The sequence below is a fragment of the Vibrio sp. B1FLJ16 genome (assembly GCF_905175385.1).
In the GTDB taxonomy this organism is placed as follows: domain Bacteria; phylum Pseudomonadota; class Gammaproteobacteria; order Enterobacterales; family Vibrionaceae; genus Vibrio.
In genome coordinates, this window is sequence record NZ_HG992750.1 from 512,392 (window position 1) to 533,484 (window position 21,093).

The following is a 21,093-nucleotide window of genomic DNA, read 5'->3' on the forward strand; positions in this document are numbered from 1 at the left end:
TAGTTTATGTAACAACCGAAAACCAAGAAAAGCAAAGTGATCAAGCCAGAACTGTGCCAGATTAGTAAACCGGCGAATTTTGGGTTAACGAACTGATTTTATGGGATGTTTTTAGTTATTGGGTATGAGCCTTAACCAGACTGGTGAGGATTCGAGGAGATTTGACCTGAAGTAGTGCAGCTATTTTCGTGCGTTAACAATGAAATCATGCTGTTACCTCCTTTGTATAGTTATACCCAAACAACCTCGAGATGCTAGGTTCAGCGAGAATGGCTTGGTTCTCAGTCGCGGCAACGATTTGAAGATCTAGTCATTCTAAATCAAAAATCGTTAACAAAGGCTGTGAGCCAAGACAACTCGCCCTTCGGGAGCGTGTCACTGACACGATTTCAGCGTCAAATAACTTGGAAAGAGCTCGCTATTCCACTGCGTTACTTACTTTGTGAATAAGCCTTGAACTTGTGCCAGTGACAACGCTCTGAATCCTGCATCTTGAAGTCGTTTGGGTATATCACTGAACTTAGTGTTTGGTAAAGGTGGTACTACTATTAACCCTCTCTACCAATCGTTATGTCTGCTGTTGTTATCATTTCGGTAAAAATCCAGCGTGGCATAAAACGCTTTAGCATCAACTGCATAGTAATGGGAACAATATATAAATTAAAAGCCCCATATTGTTGTTCGCAATATGGGGCTTTTTACTGAAGAGTTACCTTATCTCTTTATGGTAAAACAAAGGCAGGATCACGCTTCGACGGTTTTCAACCATGATCCGTATGAAACTGCTTTGTTTCGTCCTTGTTCTTTTGCTACATAAAGTGCTTTGTCGGCTCGAGCCAGCGCTTGTTCTTTATTTTTATCTCTACTTTTATATTCAGCTACTCCAATACAACAGGTCACTTGCTCTACCGTAGGGAATTGTGATTTTTCGACTTGTGATCTTAATTTTTCAGCTAAAATCATTGCTGAGTTCAGGTCGGTATTTGGACAGATAACAAGAAATTCTTCGCCACCCCATCGACCAACACAATCCGTTTTTCGAGTATTTTTAGTTAAAACATGGGTAAAGTGTTTTAAAACCTCATCACCAACTAAATGACCATAAGTGTCATTAATGCTCTTGAAATGATCCAAATCAATTATCAATAACGAATGCTTACTTTGTTCGTTATGCATACCTTTGATTTTAGTTTCTAGTACTTTTTCAAGGTGAAGTCGATTATTAATACCAGTAAGTTGATCGGTAATAGATAACTCTTCAGCGAGTTTTCGACCTGTGATGTCTTGGCTGATTTCTGAATAGCCAACGATACGATTGAAATCGTCGTAGATTGGTGACAATACAGAGGTTAACCAAAACGCTTGCTTCGCTTTAGTCATGTTTTTGCTTTCACCTTGCCAGACATCTTTTGTATTTAAAATTTGCCAGAATGACTGTCGTTCTGAAGTTGACAGATTCTGATGAAGAATCGTGTTACGTTTGTGACCAATTAATTCGTTTTTAGAATAACCGCATAGTTGACTAAATGCTTGTGAGACATTGGTGATAGTGCCATCAATGCTCATGGTGGTACTCAAAATGTTTTGATCAATAAGTTCCAGATAACGTTCATTTTCAATCTCTGATACACGTCGAGCAGTAATATCCTGAAGCGCACCGATAGTCTGTAGGGCAGAGGTATTAGTATCATAGAAGGTTTGTGCCATCTCATGTATGTACTTAATTCTGCCATCAGGCATTACTAAACGGAATGTGATGCTATTGAGCTTGTTTTGTGGCTCGTCAGAGTAGTTTTGTGCATTCTTGACCATTTCACGGTCATCAGGGTGTATGAAGTCTAAACTACCTAGATAAGATGGAGTATATTCATCTTTATCGACTTCAAAAAACGAATATATTTTCTCCGACCAAAACATTTCTTGGGATTGGTGATTGAGTTTCCAATAACCTAGTTCAATGATTTCCTGCACTTGTTCGAGCTGCTTGTTTAGCTCATTGATCTTAGACAGGTGATTTTGTCTCTCTGTGATATCCAGATTCGTTCCGACAATTGTTTCAATTTCACCATTTTCATTAAATAATGGTGTTGCTGAGTATTGTATGATTTTCTGTTCCCCATTGGGTGCAGACAAAATGAAATTAGATTGGAACGCTGTCTTACTTTCAACAATGTTTCTAACATCATTTATAACATTTTCTCTATGCTTGTCAGAAATTTTGTTGACCCAAAAAAAGCTGTTATTTGAAGAGTCGGAATGGTCTACTTCAAATATTTCATGCATTTGTTCATCGCAACTAGCTTCTCTGGTATATGGGTTCCATTGCCAAAACCCCATATTCGCAGACTGAGCTGCAATTTTAAGTTTTAGAGTGTCAATATCTCTTTCATGTTTGATTTTATTCAGTTCGGTTACATTTCTGGTAGAAGAATAGATAAATTCCTCACCATTAAGCGTAATGATTCGTGCACTGATTAATGCATCGAAAACGCTTCCATCTTTGCATGTTAGTTTTGTTTCAAATATAGAAACTTCATCCATGGACAACGACGAAATATTCGTTTTTATCTGTTCTTTAGATAGGTGGCAATCTAAATCAAATAAGGTTAATTGACTTAACTCTTCTTCTGCGTAACCTAACATTTCATTTGCCATCTGGCTGAACATTTTTATGCCGCCATCCATAGACAACATTATCATGCCATCAGGATTGTTTTTAATTAAGAACTGTAATTCATCATTAAGTTCGCTTAGCTGTTGTTCATTGCGTTTATTTCTTTTAAAAATGGGTAAAAATATAAGGAAGTATTCAATAGAAAGCGTTAGTAATGAGCCAATTAAAACAAATTGGCCTCGTTTCTGTAATTTATTTGTTACGTACTCAGATTCTTCTTGAAAAGCATTCACCGCAAAATCAAGCTTTAACAATAACTTAGATGCAGAATAAAAAACACTTTGTATATAAGTATCATCATCGACTGATGATTTTTTGAGAAGATTAAGGTAGTTGACCACATGTTCATTTAAGTCATACGGTGAGGAAAAATAGATTTCTTCGATATGTTCAGATGGAAGGTTAGAAATAATAAAATCATGGTCGGATTCCATATTGTGGATCAAATTATTTCTGTATTCAATTAATCCTTGCTCATTGGTATTATCAACTCGCGCAGTCATAAGTGCGAGTTTTTGCGATAACATTCTTTGCTTGCCGCTTATATTAATAAGCTCTGCATAAATACGCTGTTTTTCTATTTGGTCATTCATTACGAAGTAACCTGAAATCATCCAACATGCTAGAGATAGAAAAATCACTAGATAAGAATTTTTGAGATTGAGCAAAAGATACCTCTAAAACACTTCAGCTTAATTGTGTCTGAAATTAACGCAAAGTAAGCAAAAAATAAAAACCTGACATTATTTTACCAAATCAAACATTCAACCGTATCTCGAAGTGATGTAGGATTAATCTCATAGCGAAAGTAAGTTAATTTTAACTTCAACGTAAAAATTAAAAGCCCCTCATTGCTGTTCGCAATATGGGGCTTTTAGTTAGTCGTTACCTTATCTTTTTATGGCAAATCTAAGGCAGGATCACGCTTCGACGGTTTTTAACCATGATCCGTATGAAACTACTTTGTTTCGCCCTTGTTCTTTTGCCGCATAAAGTGCTTTGTCGGCTAGAGCCAGCGCTTGTTCTTTATTGTTATCTCCTCTTCTGAAGTCAGCTACTCCAATACAACAGGTCACTTTATCTACCGTAGGGAATTGTGATTTTTCGACTTGTGATCTTAATTTTTCAGCTAAAATCATTGCTGAGTTCAGGTCGGTATTTGGACAGATAACAAGAAATTCTTCGCCACCCCATCGACCAACACAATCCGTTTTTCGAGTATTTTCAGCTAAAACATGGGAAAAGTGTTTTAAAACCTCATCACCAACTAAATGACCATAAGTGTCATTAATGCTCTTGAAATGATCCAAATCAATTATCAATAACGAATGCTTACTGTGTTTGTTATGCATACCTTCGATTTCAGTTTCTAGTACTTTTTCAAGGTGTAGTCGATTATTAATTCCGGTAAGTTGATCGGTAATAGATAACTCTTCAGCGAGTTTTCGATCTGTGATGTCTTGGCTGATTTCTGAATAGCCAACGATACGATTGAAATCGTCATAAATTGGTGAAAAAACAGAGGTTAACCAAAACGCTTGCTCCGTTTTAGTCATGTTTTTACTTTCACCTTGCCAGACATCTTTTGTATTTAGAATTTTCCAGAATGACTGTCGTTCTGAAGTTGACAGATTCGGATGAAGAGTAATGTCGCGCTTGTGACCAATTAATTCGTTTTTAGAATAACCGCATAGTTGACTAAATGCTTGTGAGACATTAGTGATAGTGCCATCAATGCTCATGGTGGTACTCAAAATGTTTTGATCAATAAGTTCCAGATAACGTTCATTTTCTATTTCGGATACACGTCGGGCAGTAATATCCTGAAGCGCACCAATAGTCTGTAGGGCAGAAGTATTCGGATCATAGAAGGTTTGTGCCATCTCATGTATGTACTTAATTCTGCCATCAGGCATTACTAAACGGAATGTGATGCTATTGAGCTTGTTTTGTGGCTCGTCAGAGTAGTTTTGTGCATTCTTGACCATTTCACGGTCATCAGGGTGTATGAAGTCTAAACTACCTAGATAAGATGGAGTATATTCATCTTTATCGACTTCAAAAAACGAATATATTTTCTCCGACCAAAACATTTCTTGGGATTGGTGATTGAGTTTCCAATAACCTAATTCAATGATTTCCTGTACCTGCTCCAGTTGTCTGTTTAGTTCATTGATTTTAGACAGGTGATTTTGTCTATCAGTGATATCCAGATTCGTTCCAACAATGGTTTCAATGTCACCATTCTTATTAAATAACGGAGTCGCTGAAGATTGTATGATTCTCTGTTCTCCATTACAAATAGTGATAGCAAAATTTGATTGAAACGCTGTCTTACTTCTAACTATATTTTTAACTTCATTTATGATGTTTGTTCGATATTTTTCAGTGATTTTATTTAGCCAAAAATAAACATCTTTTGAAGAGTCTGTTCGATCTGCACAAAATATTTTGTGCATTTGTTCATCACAATATATTTGTCCATTCTTAGGGTTCCACTGCCAAATTCCCATATTCGCTGACTGAGCTGCAATTTTTAGTTTTAGTGTATCAATATCTCTGTAGAATTTAATTTTATTTAGCTCAGATACATCTGTCATGGAACAATAAACAAATTCACCTTTATTAAGTCTAATGATTCTAGCACTGATCAATGCATCAAAAATACTACCATTTTTACATCTTAGTTTTGTTTCAAATATAGATACATCATCCACTGAGAAAGATGTAAACTTGTCTGCTATTTGTTCTTTAGTTAGATGAGAGTCTAAATCAAATATCGTTAATTGACTCAGTTCTTCTTCTGTGTAACCCAACATTTCGTTTGTCATCTGACTGAACATTTTAACGTCACCGTTCATCGACAACATTAACATGCCGTCAGGGTTGTTTTTCATTAAAAATGTTAATTCATGATTAAGTTCTTTGAGTCGTTGTTTATTGCGTTTATTTCTCTTAAATATGGGTAAAAATATAATAAAATACTCAATAGAAAGGGTTAATAATGAGCCAATTAAAACGAACCTTCCTCTTTTTTGTAATTTATTTGTTACATATTCAGACTCTTCTTGGAAAGCATTAACTGCAAAATCAAGTTTTAATAATAAATTAGATGAAGCATAGAAAACACTTTGTATATAAGTATTATCATCTACGTATGAATTTTTGAGAAGATTAAGATAGTTTACAACTTCTTTGTTTAAATCATGCGGTGAGGAAAAGTAGACTTTTTCAATATCATCTGATGTAAGGTTAGAGATAATAAATTCATGGTCAGTCTCCATAATTTGGATTAAATCGTTTCTTTTTTCGATTAATCCTTTATCACTGTTATTGCTAATTCGCAGCGTCATTAGTGCGGTTTTTTGCGATAACATTCTTTGCTTGCCACTTTTATTGATTAGTTCTGCATAAATATGTTGTTTTTCTATTTGGTCATTCATTACAAAATAACCAGAAATAATCCAACAGGCTAGTGAAAGAAAAATCACTAGGTAAGAGTTTTTAAGACTGACCAAAAGATACCCCTAAAGAATTATTGAGATTGCGTGGCAAATTAAAGTAAAATTCTGTGTATTTTATCAAATTGATAGCATGGTGATATCTCAAAGGATTGTGAGATTAATCTTACAGTTGGTTGGTGTTTACTAATTATATTGGTAATTTCGCATATTCAGTTAATTAGACAACGCCCTACAAATTGCGTACTAGCAGGGCGCTTAATTCCTTATTACATTACTCCCGATACCAAGAAGACCTAACTAATGTAGAAACCTATACCATGCTTTAATGATTAGACTTAGTAAACATGTCTTAACGTCGGTATAAACACCTGATTACTGTTGTTCGGAAATGAGATTAGTTGGTCAATGCCATCTTGTGGAAAAAATTTGAAGAAAGCGGTGCGAGCAATTGGACCCGCCACTATAAACTGTAAAGGCAAAGCGACAACAATATTAAGCGCGAACACATTGAATAAGCGGCAAACTGAGAGCCTTCATAGGCTGCACTAATGTCGTGACGAGTGACATTTCCTCACACATAAATAACACCATAAGTGCTATGTAAGCAGCACTTTTTAGTAAATGCTGATACTTCCTTTTTTGAACGGATAGCCGTGATGCGATATGAATGCTATCCGGCTCTGAGGAAAGGGGACTTACATTAATGTGGAAATTGGTTCTTATAGTGTAACGGTTCGCGGCTTATCAAGAACAGTTAAACCTTTCTCCATAAGTTCTACTTTAACGATTTGTGATAAGTTTTGGTCGGTGATGATACCGTCAAACTTATCGATATCTAACGCATGAAAGCTACCAATACGACCGTATTTGGTCGAGTCTGATATGAGATAGTTTGTCTGCGCTGCTTTCACAATGGCTTTTTTAACCCAGACTTTTCCCTCATTAGGTGTAGACAACCCTTTTAGGTTCCAGGAAGAAGAGGAGATAAAGGCGATATCAATGTTCATCCCTGCAAGGAACTCGGCAACTTTACCACCAACACTTGATTGGTTCTCACGGTCTACCTTTCCACCGGTATGGTATAACTCACATTGACTGTGGCTCATCAGAAACGCAGCAATAGAAAAATCATTTGTGATGATCAGCAGATCGTCTCTGTCAACAATCTGATGGGCAATTTTTAACGCTGTTGTGCCAGCGTCTAAATATACGGTGGCATTTTTATCGATTAACGTTGCTGCGATTTGGGCAATGTGTGTTTTTTCGTCTGCTTGTTGTTCTACTTTCGCATCGTGTGAAAGTTCACTATGCAGTGCCTGTGCAAGTTGCACCCCGCCAGATACTGAGATCACTTTCCCTGAAGACTCTAGCTTTACAATATCACGACGGATCGTCATATGTGATACGCCAAGATGCTCTGTTAAATCAGAGATACTGAGTACTTCTTGATGTGACAAAAGGGACAAAATTGTTCTTTGACGTTCTGCTGGAATCATTATTTCACTTCATATTTTTGTTTTTCAGTATCCTAGCAAGCTTTCATTGGTATGTGAATATCTGTGAACATATGTTGTGTTTTGCTGTGTTAATAATGGTAATTCGCTCGTAGTAACCGTGCTTCTACACTATTAATAAGCTAAATATCATTTAAGTGTTAACTTTTGTTAAAAGTGTGACTTGAGGCTAGGTTGTGGTGTTAATCTTCACATATAATCACATCCATCAAACAAGAATTAACAAAATCCAGTTCAAATTTACCAAGAAGGCATTGTTACTATGAGTGAAGTTCAATCTGTCGGTGTGATCGGTTTAGGCTCAATGGGCATGGGTGCAGCGAAATCTTGTGTTCGTGCTGGGCTAGATGTTTATGGCTTTGATTTAAATCCTAAAGCTCTGGAAGAGTTAGCTGAATATGGCGCAAAAGCTGTTTCAACAAATGCGGTGGAGTTTGCTGACAAGCTGGATTCAGTACTTATCCTTGTCGTAAACGCACAACAAGTTAACACAGTCTTGTTTAAGACCGGTCTGGCTGCTTCATTAAGACCAAACACGCCGGTGATGGTATCAGCAACGATCTCTGCTGAAGATGCGAAGCAAATAGAAGCAAAACTTGCAGAGCACAACCTTGTCATGCTGGATGCACCAGTTTCTGGTGGCGCGGTGAAAGCAGAAGCCGGTGAGATGACTATCATGGCATCCGGCGCTCAAAGCACATTTGACGCACTTAATCCTGTGCTCGAAGCAACTGCAGCCAAAGTGTACAACATCGGTGAAGCAATTGGCCTTGGCGCGACAGTGAAGATCATTCACCAGCTATTAGCAGGCGTTCATATTGCAGCTGGTGCAGAAGCAATGGCACTTGCGGCACGAGCAAATATTCCTCTGGATCTTATGTACGATGTGGTCACAAACGCTGCAGGTAACTCATGGATGTTTGAGAACCGTATGAAGCATGTCGTTGATGGTGATTACACGCCTAAGTCGATGGTAGATATCTTCGTTAAAGACCTTAACCTGGTTTCTGATACAGCGAAAGATCTTAAGTTTCCGTTACCGCTTTCAAGTACTGCATTGAACATGTTTGTCAGCGCGAGTAACGCAGGTTTCGGCCAAGAAGACGACAGTGCGGTGATTAAGATTTTTGATGGCATTGACCTGCCAGGCGTTGATAAGTAAGCGCACAAGAGTGGAGAAGTAAATATGTTATTAGGCGTTATTGCAGACGACTTTACAGGCGCGACCGACATAGCAGGTTTTCTGGTAGAAAACGGTATGCGCACTGTTCAGCTAAACGGAATCCCGGCTCAACAGATTGATGTAAACGCCGATGCGGTAGTGATCAGTCTTAAGTCTCGCTCTTGTCCTGTCGATGAAGCTATCAAAGATTCAGTCGCGGCACTTAAATGGCTTCAAGCGAATGGCTGCCAGCAGTTCTACTTTAAGTACTGCTCAACGTTCGACAGTACAGCAGAAGGCAATATTGGCCCTGTTACTGATGCTTTACTGGCTGAACTTGGTGAAGACTTCACCATTGTTTGTCCTGCATTGCCAGTCAATGGCCGTACGGTCTACAACGGACATCTGTTTGTGTTCGAGGAACTGCTCAGTGATTCAGGTATGCGCAATCACCCGGTTACGCCGATGACTGATTCAAGCCTGATCCGCATGATGAATGCACAGTCAAAAGGTACTACTGGACTGGTTAATTTCCAAACGATTGAGCAGGGCTCACAAGCCGTAACTCAGCGCTTTACGGAACTAAAAGAACAAGGGCATCACTACGCGGTTGTTGATGCATTCAACGCTGAGCATTTAGTTACGCTGGGACAAGCGGCTAAATCATTCAAGCTTGTTACGGGAGGCTCTGGTCTCGCTGCGGGTCTGGCACGAAACTGGACGGAACAGCTTGAAGATCAGAGTGACGCAAAACAATCAGGTAAGCCTGTTAAAGCGCCGACGGTTGTATTTTCAGGCTCATGTTCTGTGATGACCAATCAACAAGTCGCGGTTTACAAACAGCAAGCACCGCACTTTGCTATCGATGTTGAAGCTTGTCTGACGAATGAAGATTATGCAGATCTTGTGTTTGACTGGGTAATGACCAACATCGAAAGTGAGTTTGCTCCGTTAGTCTACGCAACAGCAGATGCGACGGCGCTGAAAGCGATACAAGAGCAATATGGTGCTCAGGCATCTAGCCACGCTGTAGAACAGTTCTTCAGTAAGATCGCCATTAAACTTCAGTCAAATGGTGTGAAGAACTTCATTGTTGCAGGTGGAGAAACCTCTGGCGTCGTCACTCAAAGCCTTAAGGTGAAAGGTTTCCATATCGGCCCTCAAATCGCACCAGGCGTGCCGTGGGTTAAGTCAGTAGAAGGGGAGCTTTCACTGGCACTAAAATCTGGCAACTTTGGTGACGAAAACTTCTTCGCCAAAGCACAGTCATTCTTTGCATAAGTGAGGGATCAATGAGCAATAACTCTAAGACGGAGCAGCAGCTTCGGGAACAAATGGTCACACTGGCGCGCTCTATGTTCGAACGTGGTTATGCCACTGGCGGTGCTGGTAACCTTTCAATTCGGTTGGAGAATGGTCACTTTCTGGCTACGCCGACAGGCTCTTCATTTGGTCGCCTAGTAGCTGAAGAACTCTCAGTAGTGGATATCGATGGAAACCATATATCAGGAAAGAAGCCTTCAAAAGAAGTAGCGTTCCACCTGGCTATCTATCGCAATAAGCCTGAGTGCAATGCAATTGTGCACCTGCACTCAACTTATCTGACCGCGCTATCTTGTCTGGAAGGACTGGAGCGCGACAATGCGATCAAAGCGTTCACCCCATACTATGTTATGCGTGTTGGTGAGCTACCGGTTATCCCTTATCTTCGTCCCGGCGACCCTCAAATTGCAGAGGAGCTAGCGAAACTCGCAGGCGATTATCGCGCTTTCCTACTGGCGAATCATGGCCCGGTCATCACGGGTACTGATTTTGAGGATGCGGTAGATAATGCTGAAGAGCTCGAAGAAACGGCCAAACTGGCGTTCATTCTTAAAGACACAAACATCCGTTACCTAACGGATGAAGAAGTTCAGGATCTAAAAGGGAGAGGTAAATAATGGCTAAGTTTGCAGCAAATCTCACTCTGTTATTTACGGAAGTACCGTTTCTTGAGCGTTTTGAAAAAGCACATCAAGCGGGTTTTAAAGCAGTGGAATACCTTTTTCCTTACGCTTACGAGCCGCAGGAATTAGCAGATAAAATGCAGCAATTTGGTTTCGAACAAGCACTTTTCAATATGCCGCCGGGTGACTGGGATGCGGGAGAAAAAGGCTTTGCTGCAATCCCAGGCCGTGAAAACGAGTTTAAAGCGAGCGTAGAAACAGCGCTGATGTATGCGAACAAGCTGAACTGTAAAAAGGTGCATGCTATGTCCGGCATCGTTGATGAGCGATTCACTCGTGAACAACACATAGAAACGTTTATCGCTAACATTCGCTACGCAGCAGACAAGTTTGCAGAGCACGGCATTGAACTCATGCTTGAGCCATTAAACAACCGTGATGTGCCTAACTACTTCATTGCCCATCAACGTGATGCCGTGGAGCTAATTAAGCAGGTAGAGCGACCAAACGTGAAGTTGCAACTGGATCTGTACCACGCACAAATTATGGATGGTGATTTAAGCACTCTGATTCGTGAAGTCGCACCGTACACAGGGCACATTCAAATCGCTTCTGTACCGGAAAGACACGAACCTTCGGAAGGCGAGCTGAACTATCCTCATTTGTTCGATGTGTTAGATGACTCAGGTTACCAAGGGTGGATTGGTTGTGAATACAACCCGAGAAATACCACAGAGCATGGACTCGGCTGGGTCAAACCCTACCTGTAACTGCTTATAACCAAAAAACGCTTTGCTCAACAAAGCGAACTGGAAAAGTAAAGCCAGTTTAATCAACAAGATTAAACTTTATAAATAACAATAAGCGCGGTGGGTATCGCTCGATTACCCATCAGTGCAAACCCTACGAAATACGAGAAGAAGGAAACAAAAATGGACGGAGCATTAATAGGCATTGTGATTGGTATCATCGCCATGATGGGGATGATTATAAAAACACGTATCCCTGTCGCGCTTGCGATGATTATTGCCAGCATTATCATGGGTCTGTTCGCAGGAATGGCACCGACCGAGTTAATTAACGCGATCAAAGCTGGCTTCGGCGGCGTTCTGGGTGGTATTGGCCTGATCATCGCTTTCGGCGTTATCATGGGAGCGTGTTTTGAACGCTCTGGCGCGGCGGTTCGCATGGCGAAAACGTTCGTAAAAATTTGTGGTAAAGGTCGTGAAGATCTTGCGCTTGGTTTCACCGGCGTGCTTGTGGCAATCCCTGTATTCTGTGACTCTGCGTACATCATTTTACACTCTCTTGTTCGCGCAATTTCACGTGATACTGGTAAGTCAGCAGTTGGCTTAGGTGTAACACTTGCTCTTGGTCTCTTGATCACTCACGCGCTTGTGCCGCCAACACCAGGGCCAGTTGCTGTTGCAGGTATTCTTGGTGTAGACCTTGGTGAGTACATGCTTTGGGGTCTGATGGTTTCAATACCAATGATGCTTCTGTCTATGATCTACATCCGCCGCGTTGGTAACGAATACTACCGCGTTCCAAATGGTGAATCTTGGATCACAAATCAAGCGGATTGGGCAAACCTTGAGAAAGTAAAAGCAACGGATGATAAAGATCTACCAGGTAACTTCCTATCATTTGGTCCTATCCTGATTCCAATTGCACTTATCCTAGCTAACACACTGATTGGTAAGGGTGATACTGCGCTACATACAGTAATGTCTCTATTGGGTAACCCAGTAGTAGCCGTTGGCCTGGGTGTACTTATGGCACTTTACGGTCTAACTCGTCACATTGAACGTAAAGACATGGTTGGTTCCATGGATGATGCGCTATCAACGACAGGTCTAATCCTTGTGGTTACTGGCTGTGGTGGTGCAATGGGTGCGGTACTAAAAGCATCTGGTGCAGGTCCACAGGTTGCAGAAGCAATCGCAAGCAGCGGTATTCCACCACTACTAGTTCCATTAGCAATTGCATCAATGCTTCGCCTGATTCAAGGTTCAGCGACAGCGTCTATGATGGTTGCGGCAACAATGACACTGCCTCTGGTAGAAACACTAGGTTTAGACCCAGTATTTGTTGCACTAGCGTGTGCGGTTGGCCCTGTAGGCTTCTCTCACCTAAACGACTCTTACTTCCACATTATCAACCGTACGCTGGGTATCACTGAACTGGCGGATCAGCTGAAGATTTGGTCAGTATCGTCAACTATCGCATGGGCTATCGGTGCTTCAATCATCATGGTTCTGAACTTAGTGTTCGGTAAAGGTGGCACCATTATCGATCCGTTAGTACCAATCGCTGTACTTGCTGCGGTAATCATTGCGGTAAAAATCAAAAGTGGTAAAACTAACTCTGTAGAATCGATTGCATAGTAATGTAAGCAGGTCATAAATTAAGAGCCCTATATTGCTAATACCAATATGGGGCTTTATCAGCATATGACCCATTGGTTATTCGATTTAAACTCAATCATTCAATAAAGTGGTGTGCTATTGATGAAAATTGTAATTGCCCCAGATTCTTATAAAGAAAGCCTATCTGCAATAGAAGTGGCTGAAGCCATTGAAACCGGATTTAAGAGGGTCTTTCCGGATTGGCAATATGTGAAATGCCCGGTTGCTGATGGCGGTGAAGGTTCGGTTGAAGCACTCGTAGATGCATCTGGTGGTCATCTGGTTAAAACACAGGTTGTGGGCCCGCTGGGAGAGCCTCATCAGGCGTTTTATGGCATTTCTGGTGACAAAAAAACGGCATTTATTGAAATGGCTGCTGCAAGTGGTATTGAGCTTGTTCCGGTAGAGCAACGAAATCCTTACACAGCGACCAGTTATGGAACGGGGCAGTTAATTGAGCATGCGCTTGAGCAGGGTATCCGTCACCTTATTCTGTGCATTGGTGGCAGTGCGACCAATGATGCTGGTTGTGGCATGATGCAGGCGTTGGGTGTTTCGTTTAAAGATGCACAAGGGAACGAGCTACCTTATGGTGGGTTAGCGTTGAAGAGCCTTGAGAACATTGATGTAACAGGTCTTGACCCGCGGTTAAGTGAATGCCTGATTGAAGTAGCTTGTGATGTGACCAATCCGTTGACAGGAACAAATGGCGCTTCATATGTCTACGGACCGCAAAAAGGAGCGACGCCAGAGATGGTGGTACGCCTTGATGCTGCATTGGCTAATTTTGCTGAAGTCGTAGAGCGTGACCTGAATAAGCAGGTAAACGATATTCCGGGAGCAGGTGCCGCAGGCGGTATGGGAGCAGCATTTTGTGGCTTTTTAAACGCTGAGCTTCGTCCGGGAATTGATATTATGACCCAGGCTGTGGGGCTGGAAGCGATAGTTCAAGACGCCGACTTGGTCATAACAGGTGAAGGTCGTTTGGACAGCCAGAGCGTAAATGGCAAAGTGCCAGTGGGTGTCGCTAAAGTAGCTAAGCGTTATAACTTACCAGTTATCGCTATAGCCGGTGCGTTAGCTGATGACGTTGAGGAAGTATATTCTCACGGCATTGATGCGGCGTTCGATACGGTTTACAAAATTACGACTTTTGATGAAATCGTGGCTCAGGCGAAAACAAATGTAATACGCAGTTCATTCAACATTGCTGTGGCCCTGAAGTTAGGCCAACAACTCAGACCATCAGAGTGAATCCCGATTTATCACTGACTATGATTCCACGACTTGTTTTAGTTTTTATGTAGTAGTAAGCACTGGAAAACTATCCAAGGATATACCCAAGTAACCTCAAGATGCTCGGTTCAGCGAGAATGACTTGGCTTACAGACGAGGCAACGATTTGATGATCTAGTGGTTCTAAATCAAAAATCGTTAACAAAGTATGAAAGCCAAGATAACTCGCCCTTTGGGAGCGTGTCACTGACACAATTTCATCGTCAAACAACTTGGAAAGAGCTCGCTATTCCGCTGCGTTGCTTTCCTCGAACTTGAGTCAGTGACAACGCTCTGAACCCTGCATCTTGAAGTCACTTGGGTATATATTCTCTTAAATAGATTCTATTGATATTTAACGAGCAGAAATCTGACTGATTTAGATTTTTTGCTCTATATTTTAATTTGGGCGTTAAGAGGCGCTTTGTAAAAGTTTAATTTAAATATAATAGGATATAAGTTTATCTTTAAGATTTGTTATTTAATCCTATATTCATGATTTTAAATTCGGCAATTAAACTTTTTAATTAGGATGTTTATTATTAATGTCAATTATTGAGCTAGATTGAATTAGTACGATGTTGTTAGGTTTGACTGCAATATGTAATTAATTAGAGTTGCTGATATCATGGTAAAGATAACAGAATAAACGCTTGGGGATAAAAAAGCTGAACCTAAAAGATAGGCTCAGCTTTTGTCGTCATTTATATAAACATTTAGTATTAATAACACATCAAAGAAAAGGCCGTGTACAAAATAGCAACAACAACGGTCACTATCGCCTCAAAGGTAATGTAGTTACTTGGTTCTATTAAATGACATGTATTAGCTTAGACGTTAACAAGGCAAACTTTCTGTTAGTGAACTTGAACTGTTTTTCTGTGCCTTTGGACGGTAACGCATTGATAGAACTGCAAAACCGATAAGTAGAATTGCCCAAGAAGAAGGTTCAGGGATTGGAGTACGAATGATATCTACGTCTATATCAGCAAATTGACCAAAACGAATGTTGTCAATTGCAAACCCTGCAGGTTCATCTCCAACAAGATCAAGGAATACCCCAGCAATAGAAGAGGTGCCATCATCAGTCGCAAGACCGAGAAATTCAATGCCTGTAACGGTATTAGATACTGATCCAATCAAATTACCAGCTCGATCAAAAGCGGTAATTGCTGTTGATGTTACAGCGTTGAAGTAACCACCATCAAAGCCAACACCAAATTGGTCTTCGCTGAAAAGCACTGCAATACCCCCATTAAAGCGAGGAGTGCCGCTTAACACAGGAGAGGTCGGGTTTGAACCATCTTGAGTGATGAATGTGGATGGGGAGTTTGCGTCTAAAGATAAGGGACTTGATGGCTGGCCGATAATACATGCACTTGCAGCTGCTCCGGGGCAATCAGCAGAGGGGTTCTGACTCAAACTTTGTCCTAAAAACCATCCACCAAAGCTTACATTCGGATCGCTTGCCTCGCCGCCATATTCTGTTGGCGTATAATAAGGGTTGACGGTTCCAAGCGAAAATTCTGAAAAAGTGATCACTCCAGAACCACTATTGAAGTCAGTTTCAGAGAGAGTAATTATTCCTCCATACGAATTTATTGATAATAATAGCAATGGTAATGTGGCAATAAATCTAAACATTTAATATTTCTCCTTTATTAATATTAGGCAAATATAAAATTTGCCAAGGCCGTTTAAGTTAAATTTATGCCGTTTTATAAGTTGCTAATTTTGTTACTTTTAAATTTTGCAACTTTTTGTTTGTGTAAAATTAACTGACGAATTAATTGATTTTTAATAATTGTTAAATGTTTTAATTAATGTTTTTGTAAATAAATTGATGAGTAATTTGTATTCTAAAACGTAGCAATGTTTGTAGATCAAGAGCTCTGGTTGAAAACGTTATGCTGAAGCTATTTCGGAAAATTGGGCAACTTTAGTGTTATTCATCAATACTTAGAGGAGATAAGTTACAGAGCTACAAAAAGGAATTGCCGTGAAAAAACTGCGTATTAGCTCATGTTCTTTGAACCAGACTCCGATGGATTGGAACGGAAACCTGACGAATATTAAAAAAGCAATTCAAATTGCGCACAACAAAGGGGCTAAGTTACTCATTACGCCTGAGCTATGCATTTCTGGCTATGGCTGTGAAGATTTTTTCCATAGCCCTCATATCGCTAATCGGGCACTGAAAAGTGTCGTTGAACTAATCCAGTTTATTCCCGATAGTATGGCGGTTTCCGTAGGGCTGCCGGTGCTGATCAACAATCGCATATACAACGGTGTTGCTCTGCTCACCAGCAAAGGCATTCAGGGTATTTCTCTAAAGCGTAACCTAGCCGCCAATGGCCTCCACTATGAGCAGCGTTGGTTTACACCCTGGACGAGGGATAAGAACGCATCAGTGTCGATGAACGGGTGCCCGGAACCTGTGCCTATTGGTAACCTTGTTTACAGTATTGACGGCGTCAGAATCGGCTTTGAGATTTGTGAAGATGCGTGGGTGGCTAACCGCACATCAGAACACTTCTTTAATCAAGGGGTGGAAATCATCGCCAATCCGAGTGCCAGTCATTTTGCTATCGGTAAATCGTTGACACGTAAACGGCTCGTGGAGGAATCTAGCCGAGTTTATTCTGCCTGCTATGTCTACTCTAATCTGTCTGGCTGTGAGTCTGGCCGCGCCATTTATGATGGCGGTGTGATGATTGCAGTTGACGGTAGCCTGGTTGCCAAAGGCGAACGATTCCACATGAGCGATGTGGAAGTCATTACTGCCGATATCGATTTGTCCCGCAGCCGGATAGGCCAAATCAATAGCAGTCAACGTTATTACGAGGAACATGACTTTGACACTGAGGCGATCGTAAAAATCAGACTGAGTGAAGCGGCCAATTCACCGAAGTTAACTGTACAGTCATTAAATCAGCCTTGGGAGGATAGCGAGCACTTAGAGCATGAAGAAGCACTACGTGCGATTGCGATGGGTCTTCGTGACTGGCTGAAGAAAACACATACTGGTGGTTATGCGCTCTCATTAAGTGGGGGGGGCGGATTCTGCATTGGTTGCCAGTACTGTTTATGTATCCGTTATCCTGGAGTTGTGGGAGCTTGTTACTAAGACAGAACAAGGCTCCGACTGTATTCTTCCTGAACATCTGAAAAAGTTTGTCGCGCAAGAGCAGGTTCAAACGTTCCAACACGTAATGCTAACCGACAACCAGTACGATTTAGTGATGAAAACCGCATCGGCAATTATGTCTAACATGCTGACTACCGCTTATCAGGCCAGCGCGAACAGCGGATCGGTAACTCACGAAGCTGCAAAAAATGTAGCGGAGTCATTTGGAGCGAAGTTCCTGAATCTGAACATTGCTGAGGTAGTCGAAAACTACGAGTCTATGATATCGAAGGCCACCAATAATCAGCTCAACTGGAATGATCATGATATCGCCCTGCAGAATATTCAGGCTCGTGTTCGGTCACCGAGTATTTGGTTCATCGCTAATTTAGAAAATAAACTCTTGCTCACAACCAGCAACATGTCGGAAGGGGCAGTGGGGTACTGTACGATGGACGGTGACTCTTCCGGTGTGCTTGCCCCGATTTCTGGTGTTACTAAAAGTCGAATTCTGAAAATGCTGGTCTGGCTGGAGCAAAAGGGTTTTTACTGTTCAGGAAAGCAAATTCTTAAGTTGGAAGCGCTCTCATATATAAATAATCAACGCCCGACGGCAGAGCTGCGCCCCGAAGAGCAAAGTGATGAAGATGATCTGATGCCTTATGATGTGCTGGATCGCATGGTCTTTTTAACACTAGAGGCAGGCATGTCTCCCGGGGATATTTATGATGCGATGTCGGAAGAGTTTGAGACCATAGACAAGCAAACCATGGCGGATTACACCGTGAAGTTTTTCAGGTTACTTTTCCGCAATCAGTGGAAACGTGACCGTCAGGCCCCCGGTTTTCATATTGAAGTAAATAGTCTGGATCCAAAAACCTATAAGCGTTTTCCGTTGCTAAGTTCTGGTTATCGGGAAGAACTTAGTGATATTGAGAACCGCAGTCACGGTGAATGACGGAAATTGAAAATAAAAAGGTGAGTTACTCTATTAGGTAACTCACCTTTTTAACGCCAGTGTAAACACCAGTCCAATCTAAATTTCAGAAGCGAGAATTAATTGGCAGCTACCATCTCTGCTGGTGGAAACAGTTTGAAAAACGCTGCTCGTGCGATCGGGCCAACGACGACAAATTGCAGAGGCAATGCAACAATGATGTTAAGCGCAAACACTTTAGCATAAGCGGCAAGCAGAGAACCTTCATAGCCTTGAACCACAGTAGCAATCAGCGACATTGCGGTACACATGAACAGCACCATGAGCCCAGATATAAGCAGAACTTTTTTAATAAATGGTGTGGTTTCGTTGGTCAACTTCGCAACGATTTTCTTTACCAAAGGCGCAACGAAAAACCAATCAATGACAAACGCCACTGCGAAGATCATGACAAATTTTACAGACGCTAATGAACCGATCACGTCAACGTGACCAGACGAGTGTAGAAACGTATTGTATATCGTCATCCCTAACACCATTAGAAAGCAGATCATTATTGAGAAAACGAAGTTCTCATATTTATTCTTACCCATAAATCCTCAATCAAAACTAAAATCAACATGTCAACTTGGTTGACAATGTTAGGGTGGTTGAATTTAATTGTCAACCAGATTGACAATTGTTTAAGCTAAGGCATACTTTGCGGCACATAGTGATTTTCAGAGCAGAACATGGACACTAATAAATATTTTTACACCTTAGGGCTTGTTGACCTTATCAGTGAAAAACATAAGCAGCTTCGACAAGAAACCATGCAGAGAATAGAAAGCCATTTTGGGCAGGTGTTTTCTGAAATGGACATTTATCTTGTCAGCCTCATCCAGTTTAATCCTATGAGTGTCAGTGAATCAGCGCGGTATATGAACATCAGCAGGCAAGCGGCCCATAAACATGTTAAGAACCTGGAGTCACTGAACTTTGTACAGTTGATGACCTCTGAAACTAATCGTCGGGAAAAAATCATCACACTTACGGATTCTGGCAAGCAATTGGGTGAGCAAGTTAACGGGATTAAAACAGAGCTGGAGTTAGAGTTGAAAGCGCAGTTAGGTGAAGAGAACTATGCGTTAATCAAATCACTGCTCAAAGATGATTGGATCGGTCCAAAGGCTTAGTTGCCGAGTAATAACGCTCATTTAACAGCGAATGGTAGAATGTATCTACCCGTCATTCTGAACAGCGACGTAGGAGCGTGATTCAGAATATTCAATCCGAGCACTGTGTCGCCTAAATGACTTCTATTTATCTTCAGCGTGCTGATATTAGATTCCTAGTCTCGCCATGGCTCGCTGGAATGACCCTGTAAGGGACGTTCGATTGACATTAAACTTCTGGATAAATGACCGCTCTGTAACTATTTGTATAATCGTGCTTTGAGGCAAAAATTTTAGCCATAATTCAAAGTCGATGAATCGCCACAGGAATACGCCTTGGGCCAAAGTTTTCTTTTGGTCCGGCAAAACGTCCGGGAATTTTGTAGCCACAATGATTACAGTGGCCGTTATTGTCTAGCTCGTAATCGCCAAGCTGATACCAGTCTCTTTCAATCACTTGTTTACCGCAAACAGGGCAGTAAGTCGCGTCGGACGCCGGATCATGCACGTTGCCACAATAGACAAAGTGCAAACCATGTGAAAGCGCGATATTACGGGCTCTTAATAAGGTGCTGAGCGGCGTTCTGCCCTTATCCAGCATTTTAAAATCCGGATGAAAGGCACTAAAGTGCAGGGGAACATCAGGACCAAGATTTTCGGCTATCCATTGGCACATCGCGTTGAGTTCAGCGTCGCTGTCATTTTCATCCGGGATGAGAAGAGTCGTCAGTTCGAACCAGACGTTCGTTTCATTTTTCAGATATAGCAAGGTATCAAGAACGGGTTGCAGGTGGCCGTGGCAAATCTTGTGATAGAACTCTTCCGTGAATCCTTTCAAGTCGATATTGGCTGCATCCATATGACGGTAAAACTCTTCTCTCGGTTCTTCACATATGTAACCAGCGCTGACGGCGACACTTTTCAAACCAAGCGCACGAGCCGCTATTGCAGCATCTATCGCGTATTCCATAAACACCACGGGGTCGTTGTAGGTAAACGCAATACTTTTGCAGCCGTATTTTAACGCCGTATGGGCTAATTCTTCAGGCATAGCGGTATCGCACAACGTATCGAGCTGACGAGATTTGCTGATATCCCAGTTCTGGCAAAACTGGCAGCTCAGATTACAGCCGGCGGTACCAAAGCTCAGAACACTAGAGCCCGGGTAAAAGTGATTGAGGGGCTTTTTCTCTATAGGATCAATGCAGAAGCCTGACGAACGGCCATAGCTAGTCAGAACGACTTCTCCTTGTCTATGCATGCGCACAAAACATGCGCCGCGCTTGCCCTCCCGAAGTGTGCATTTACGCGGACATACATCGCAACAGACTCGACCATCATCGAGCTTATGCCAGTATTGGGTGGGGAAATAATCAGGAGGAGAGGTTTGCATAGTGAATTAACCCTCTGATGACCTACACTGAAAGTATAG

The 21,093-nt window shown here is 41.5% G+C and carries 15 protein-coding genes; 9 read left to right on the plus strand and 6 right to left on the minus strand.

Going from position 1 to position 21,093, the window contains the following annotated elements:
• Positions 1 to 744: 744 nt before the first annotated feature.
• From KHN79_RS16390 to KHN79_RS16400, 3 genes are all read right to left on the minus strand, one after another.
• Entirely contained in the window at positions 745 to 3,267 is a 2,523-nt protein-coding gene (locus tag KHN79_RS16390; RefSeq protein ID WP_211907305.1) for a sensor domain-containing diguanylate cyclase, read from the minus strand.
• A gap of 327 nt (positions 3,268 to 3,594) precedes the next feature.
• A complete protein-coding gene (locus tag KHN79_RS16395; protein WP_211907306.1) occupies positions 3,595 to 6,117 on the minus strand; it encodes a sensor domain-containing diguanylate cyclase in 2,523 nt (840 codons plus the stop codon).
• A 740-nt stretch (positions 6,118 to 6,857) separates the two neighbouring features.
• On the minus strand, positions 6,858 to 7,634 hold the full coding sequence (locus KHN79_RS16400) for a DeoR/GlpR family DNA-binding transcription regulator (protein WP_182011481.1): 777 nt from the start codon (positions 7,632 to 7,634) through the stop codon (positions 6,858 to 6,860).
• Between the two features lie 280 nt (positions 7,635 to 7,914).
• Between KHN79_RS16400 and ltnD the strand changes: the two genes are divergently transcribed.
• From ltnD to KHN79_RS16430, 6 genes are all read left to right on the plus strand, one after another.
• Positions 7,915 to 8,814 (plus strand): L-threonate dehydrogenase, encoded by a 900-nt coding sequence (ltnD, locus tag KHN79_RS16405; RefSeq protein ID WP_182011480.1) that lies wholly within the window; start codon positions 7,915 to 7,917, stop codon positions 8,812 to 8,814.
• A gap of 24 nt (positions 8,815 to 8,838) precedes the next feature.
• Positions 8,839 to 10,095 carry a 3-oxo-tetronate kinase gene (gene otnK, locus KHN79_RS16410; protein WP_182011479.1) on the plus strand — a complete coding sequence of 419 codons (1,257 nt, stop codon included), beginning with the start codon at positions 8,839 to 8,841 and terminating at the stop codon, positions 10,093 to 10,095.
• Positions 10,096 to 10,106: 11 nt separating this feature from the next.
• Positions 10,107 to 10,754 (plus strand): aldolase, encoded by a 648-nt coding sequence (locus KHN79_RS16415; protein ID WP_182011478.1) that lies wholly within the window; start codon positions 10,107 to 10,109, stop codon positions 10,752 to 10,754.
• Complete coding sequence (otnI, locus tag KHN79_RS16420; protein ID WP_182011477.1) at positions 10,754 to 11,530, plus strand: 2-oxo-tetronate isomerase; 777 nt, start codon at positions 10,754 to 10,756, stop codon at positions 11,528 to 11,530. Before KHN79_RS16415 ends, otnI begins: the two co-directional genes overlap by 1 nt.
• Positions 11,531 to 11,692: 162 nt before the next feature.
• Positions 11,693 to 13,147 (plus strand): SLC13 family permease, encoded by a 1,455-nt coding sequence (locus tag KHN79_RS16425; RefSeq protein ID WP_182011476.1) that lies wholly within the window; start codon positions 11,693 to 11,695, stop codon positions 13,145 to 13,147.
• Positions 13,148 to 13,270: 123 nt separating this feature from the next.
• Positions 13,271 to 14,422, plus strand: a complete 1,152-nt coding sequence (locus KHN79_RS16430; RefSeq protein WP_182011475.1) for a glycerate kinase — start codon at positions 13,271 to 13,273, stop codon at positions 14,420 to 14,422.
• Between the two features lie 858 nt (positions 14,423 to 15,280).
• Here KHN79_RS16430 and KHN79_RS16435 read toward each other — a convergent pair.
• Positions 15,281 to 16,087 (minus strand): PEP-CTERM sorting domain-containing protein, encoded by an 807-nt coding sequence (locus KHN79_RS16435; RefSeq protein WP_182011474.1) that lies wholly within the window; start codon positions 16,085 to 16,087, stop codon positions 15,281 to 15,283.
• 355 nt (positions 16,088 to 16,442) lie between these two features.
• On the opposite strand from KHN79_RS16435, the gene KHN79_RS21625 reads away from it, so the two are divergent.
• Entirely contained in the window at positions 16,443 to 17,570 is a 1,128-nt protein-coding gene (locus tag KHN79_RS21625) for a nitrilase-related carbon-nitrogen hydrolase (RefSeq protein ID WP_244812753.1), read from the plus strand.
• Entirely contained in the window at positions 17,512 to 18,528 is a 1,017-nt protein-coding gene (nadE, locus tag KHN79_RS21630; RefSeq protein WP_244812755.1) for an NAD(+) synthase, read from the plus strand. Before KHN79_RS21625 ends, nadE begins: the two co-directional genes overlap by 59 nt.
• Before the next feature lie 98 nt (positions 18,529 to 18,626).
• On the opposite strand, the gene KHN79_RS16445 is transcribed toward nadE, so the two are convergent.
• On the minus strand, positions 18,627 to 19,100 hold the full coding sequence (locus tag KHN79_RS16445; RefSeq protein WP_182011473.1) for a DUF2798 domain-containing protein: 474 nt from the start codon (positions 19,098 to 19,100) through the stop codon (positions 18,627 to 18,629).
• 138 nt (positions 19,101 to 19,238) lie between these two features.
• On the opposite strand from KHN79_RS16445, the gene KHN79_RS16450 reads away from it, so the two are divergent.
• Positions 19,239 to 19,682 carry a winged helix DNA-binding protein gene (locus KHN79_RS16450; protein ID WP_182011472.1) on the plus strand — a complete coding sequence of 148 codons (444 nt, stop codon included), beginning with the start codon at positions 19,239 to 19,241 and terminating at the stop codon, positions 19,680 to 19,682.
• A 283-nt stretch (positions 19,683 to 19,965) separates the two neighbouring features.
• Here KHN79_RS16450 and amrS read toward each other — a convergent pair whose 3' ends face one another.
• Positions 19,966 to 21,054 carry an AmmeMemoRadiSam system radical SAM enzyme gene (gene amrS, locus KHN79_RS16455; protein ID WP_182011471.1) on the minus strand — a complete coding sequence of 363 codons (1,089 nt, stop codon included), beginning with the start codon at positions 21,052 to 21,054 and terminating at the stop codon, positions 19,966 to 19,968.
• Positions 21,055 to 21,093: the final 39 nt, after the last annotated feature.

What these genes read in the sequence shown, in the direction of transcription:
- otnK (WP_182011479.1), top strand. Translation starts at nt 8,839, where the DNA reads ATGTTATTAGGCGTTATTGCAGACGACTTTACAGGCGCGACCGACATA.
- amrS (WP_182011471.1), bottom strand. Translation starts at nt 21,054, where the DNA reads ATGCAAACCTCTCCTCCTGATTATTTCCCCACCCAATACTGGCATAAG.
- KHN79_RS16450 (WP_182011472.1), top strand. Translation starts at nt 19,239, where the DNA reads ATGGACACTAATAAATATTTTTACACCTTAGGGCTTGTTGACCTTATC.
- KHN79_RS16390 (WP_211907305.1), bottom strand. Translation starts at nt 3,267, where the DNA reads ATGAATGACCAAATAGAAAAACAGCGTATTTATGCAGAGCTTATTAAT.
- ltnD (WP_182011480.1), top strand. Translation starts at nt 7,915, where the DNA reads ATGAGTGAAGTTCAATCTGTCGGTGTGATCGGTTTAGGCTCAATGGGC.
- KHN79_RS16400 (WP_182011481.1), bottom strand. Translation starts at nt 7,634, where the DNA reads ATGATTCCAGCAGAACGTCAAAGAACAATTTTGTCCCTTTTGTCACAT.
- KHN79_RS16435 (WP_182011474.1), bottom strand. Translation starts at nt 16,087, where the DNA reads ATGTTTAGATTTATTGCCACATTACCATTGCTATTATTATCAATAAAT.
- KHN79_RS16415 (WP_182011478.1), top strand. Translation starts at nt 10,107, where the DNA reads ATGAGCAATAACTCTAAGACGGAGCAGCAGCTTCGGGAACAAATGGTC.
- otnI (WP_182011477.1), top strand. Translation starts at nt 10,754, where the DNA reads ATGGCTAAGTTTGCAGCAAATCTCACTCTGTTATTTACGGAAGTACCG.
- KHN79_RS16445 (WP_182011473.1), bottom strand. Translation starts at nt 19,100, where the DNA reads ATGGGTAAGAATAAATATGAGAACTTCGTTTTCTCAATAATGATCTGC.
- KHN79_RS16395 (WP_211907306.1), bottom strand. Translation starts at nt 6,117, where the DNA reads ATGAATGACCAAATAGAAAAACAACATATTTATGCAGAACTAATCAAT.
- KHN79_RS16425 (WP_182011476.1), top strand. Translation starts at nt 11,693, where the DNA reads ATGGACGGAGCATTAATAGGCATTGTGATTGGTATCATCGCCATGATG.
- KHN79_RS16430 (WP_182011475.1), top strand. Translation starts at nt 13,271, where the DNA reads ATGAAAATTGTAATTGCCCCAGATTCTTATAAAGAAAGCCTATCTGCA.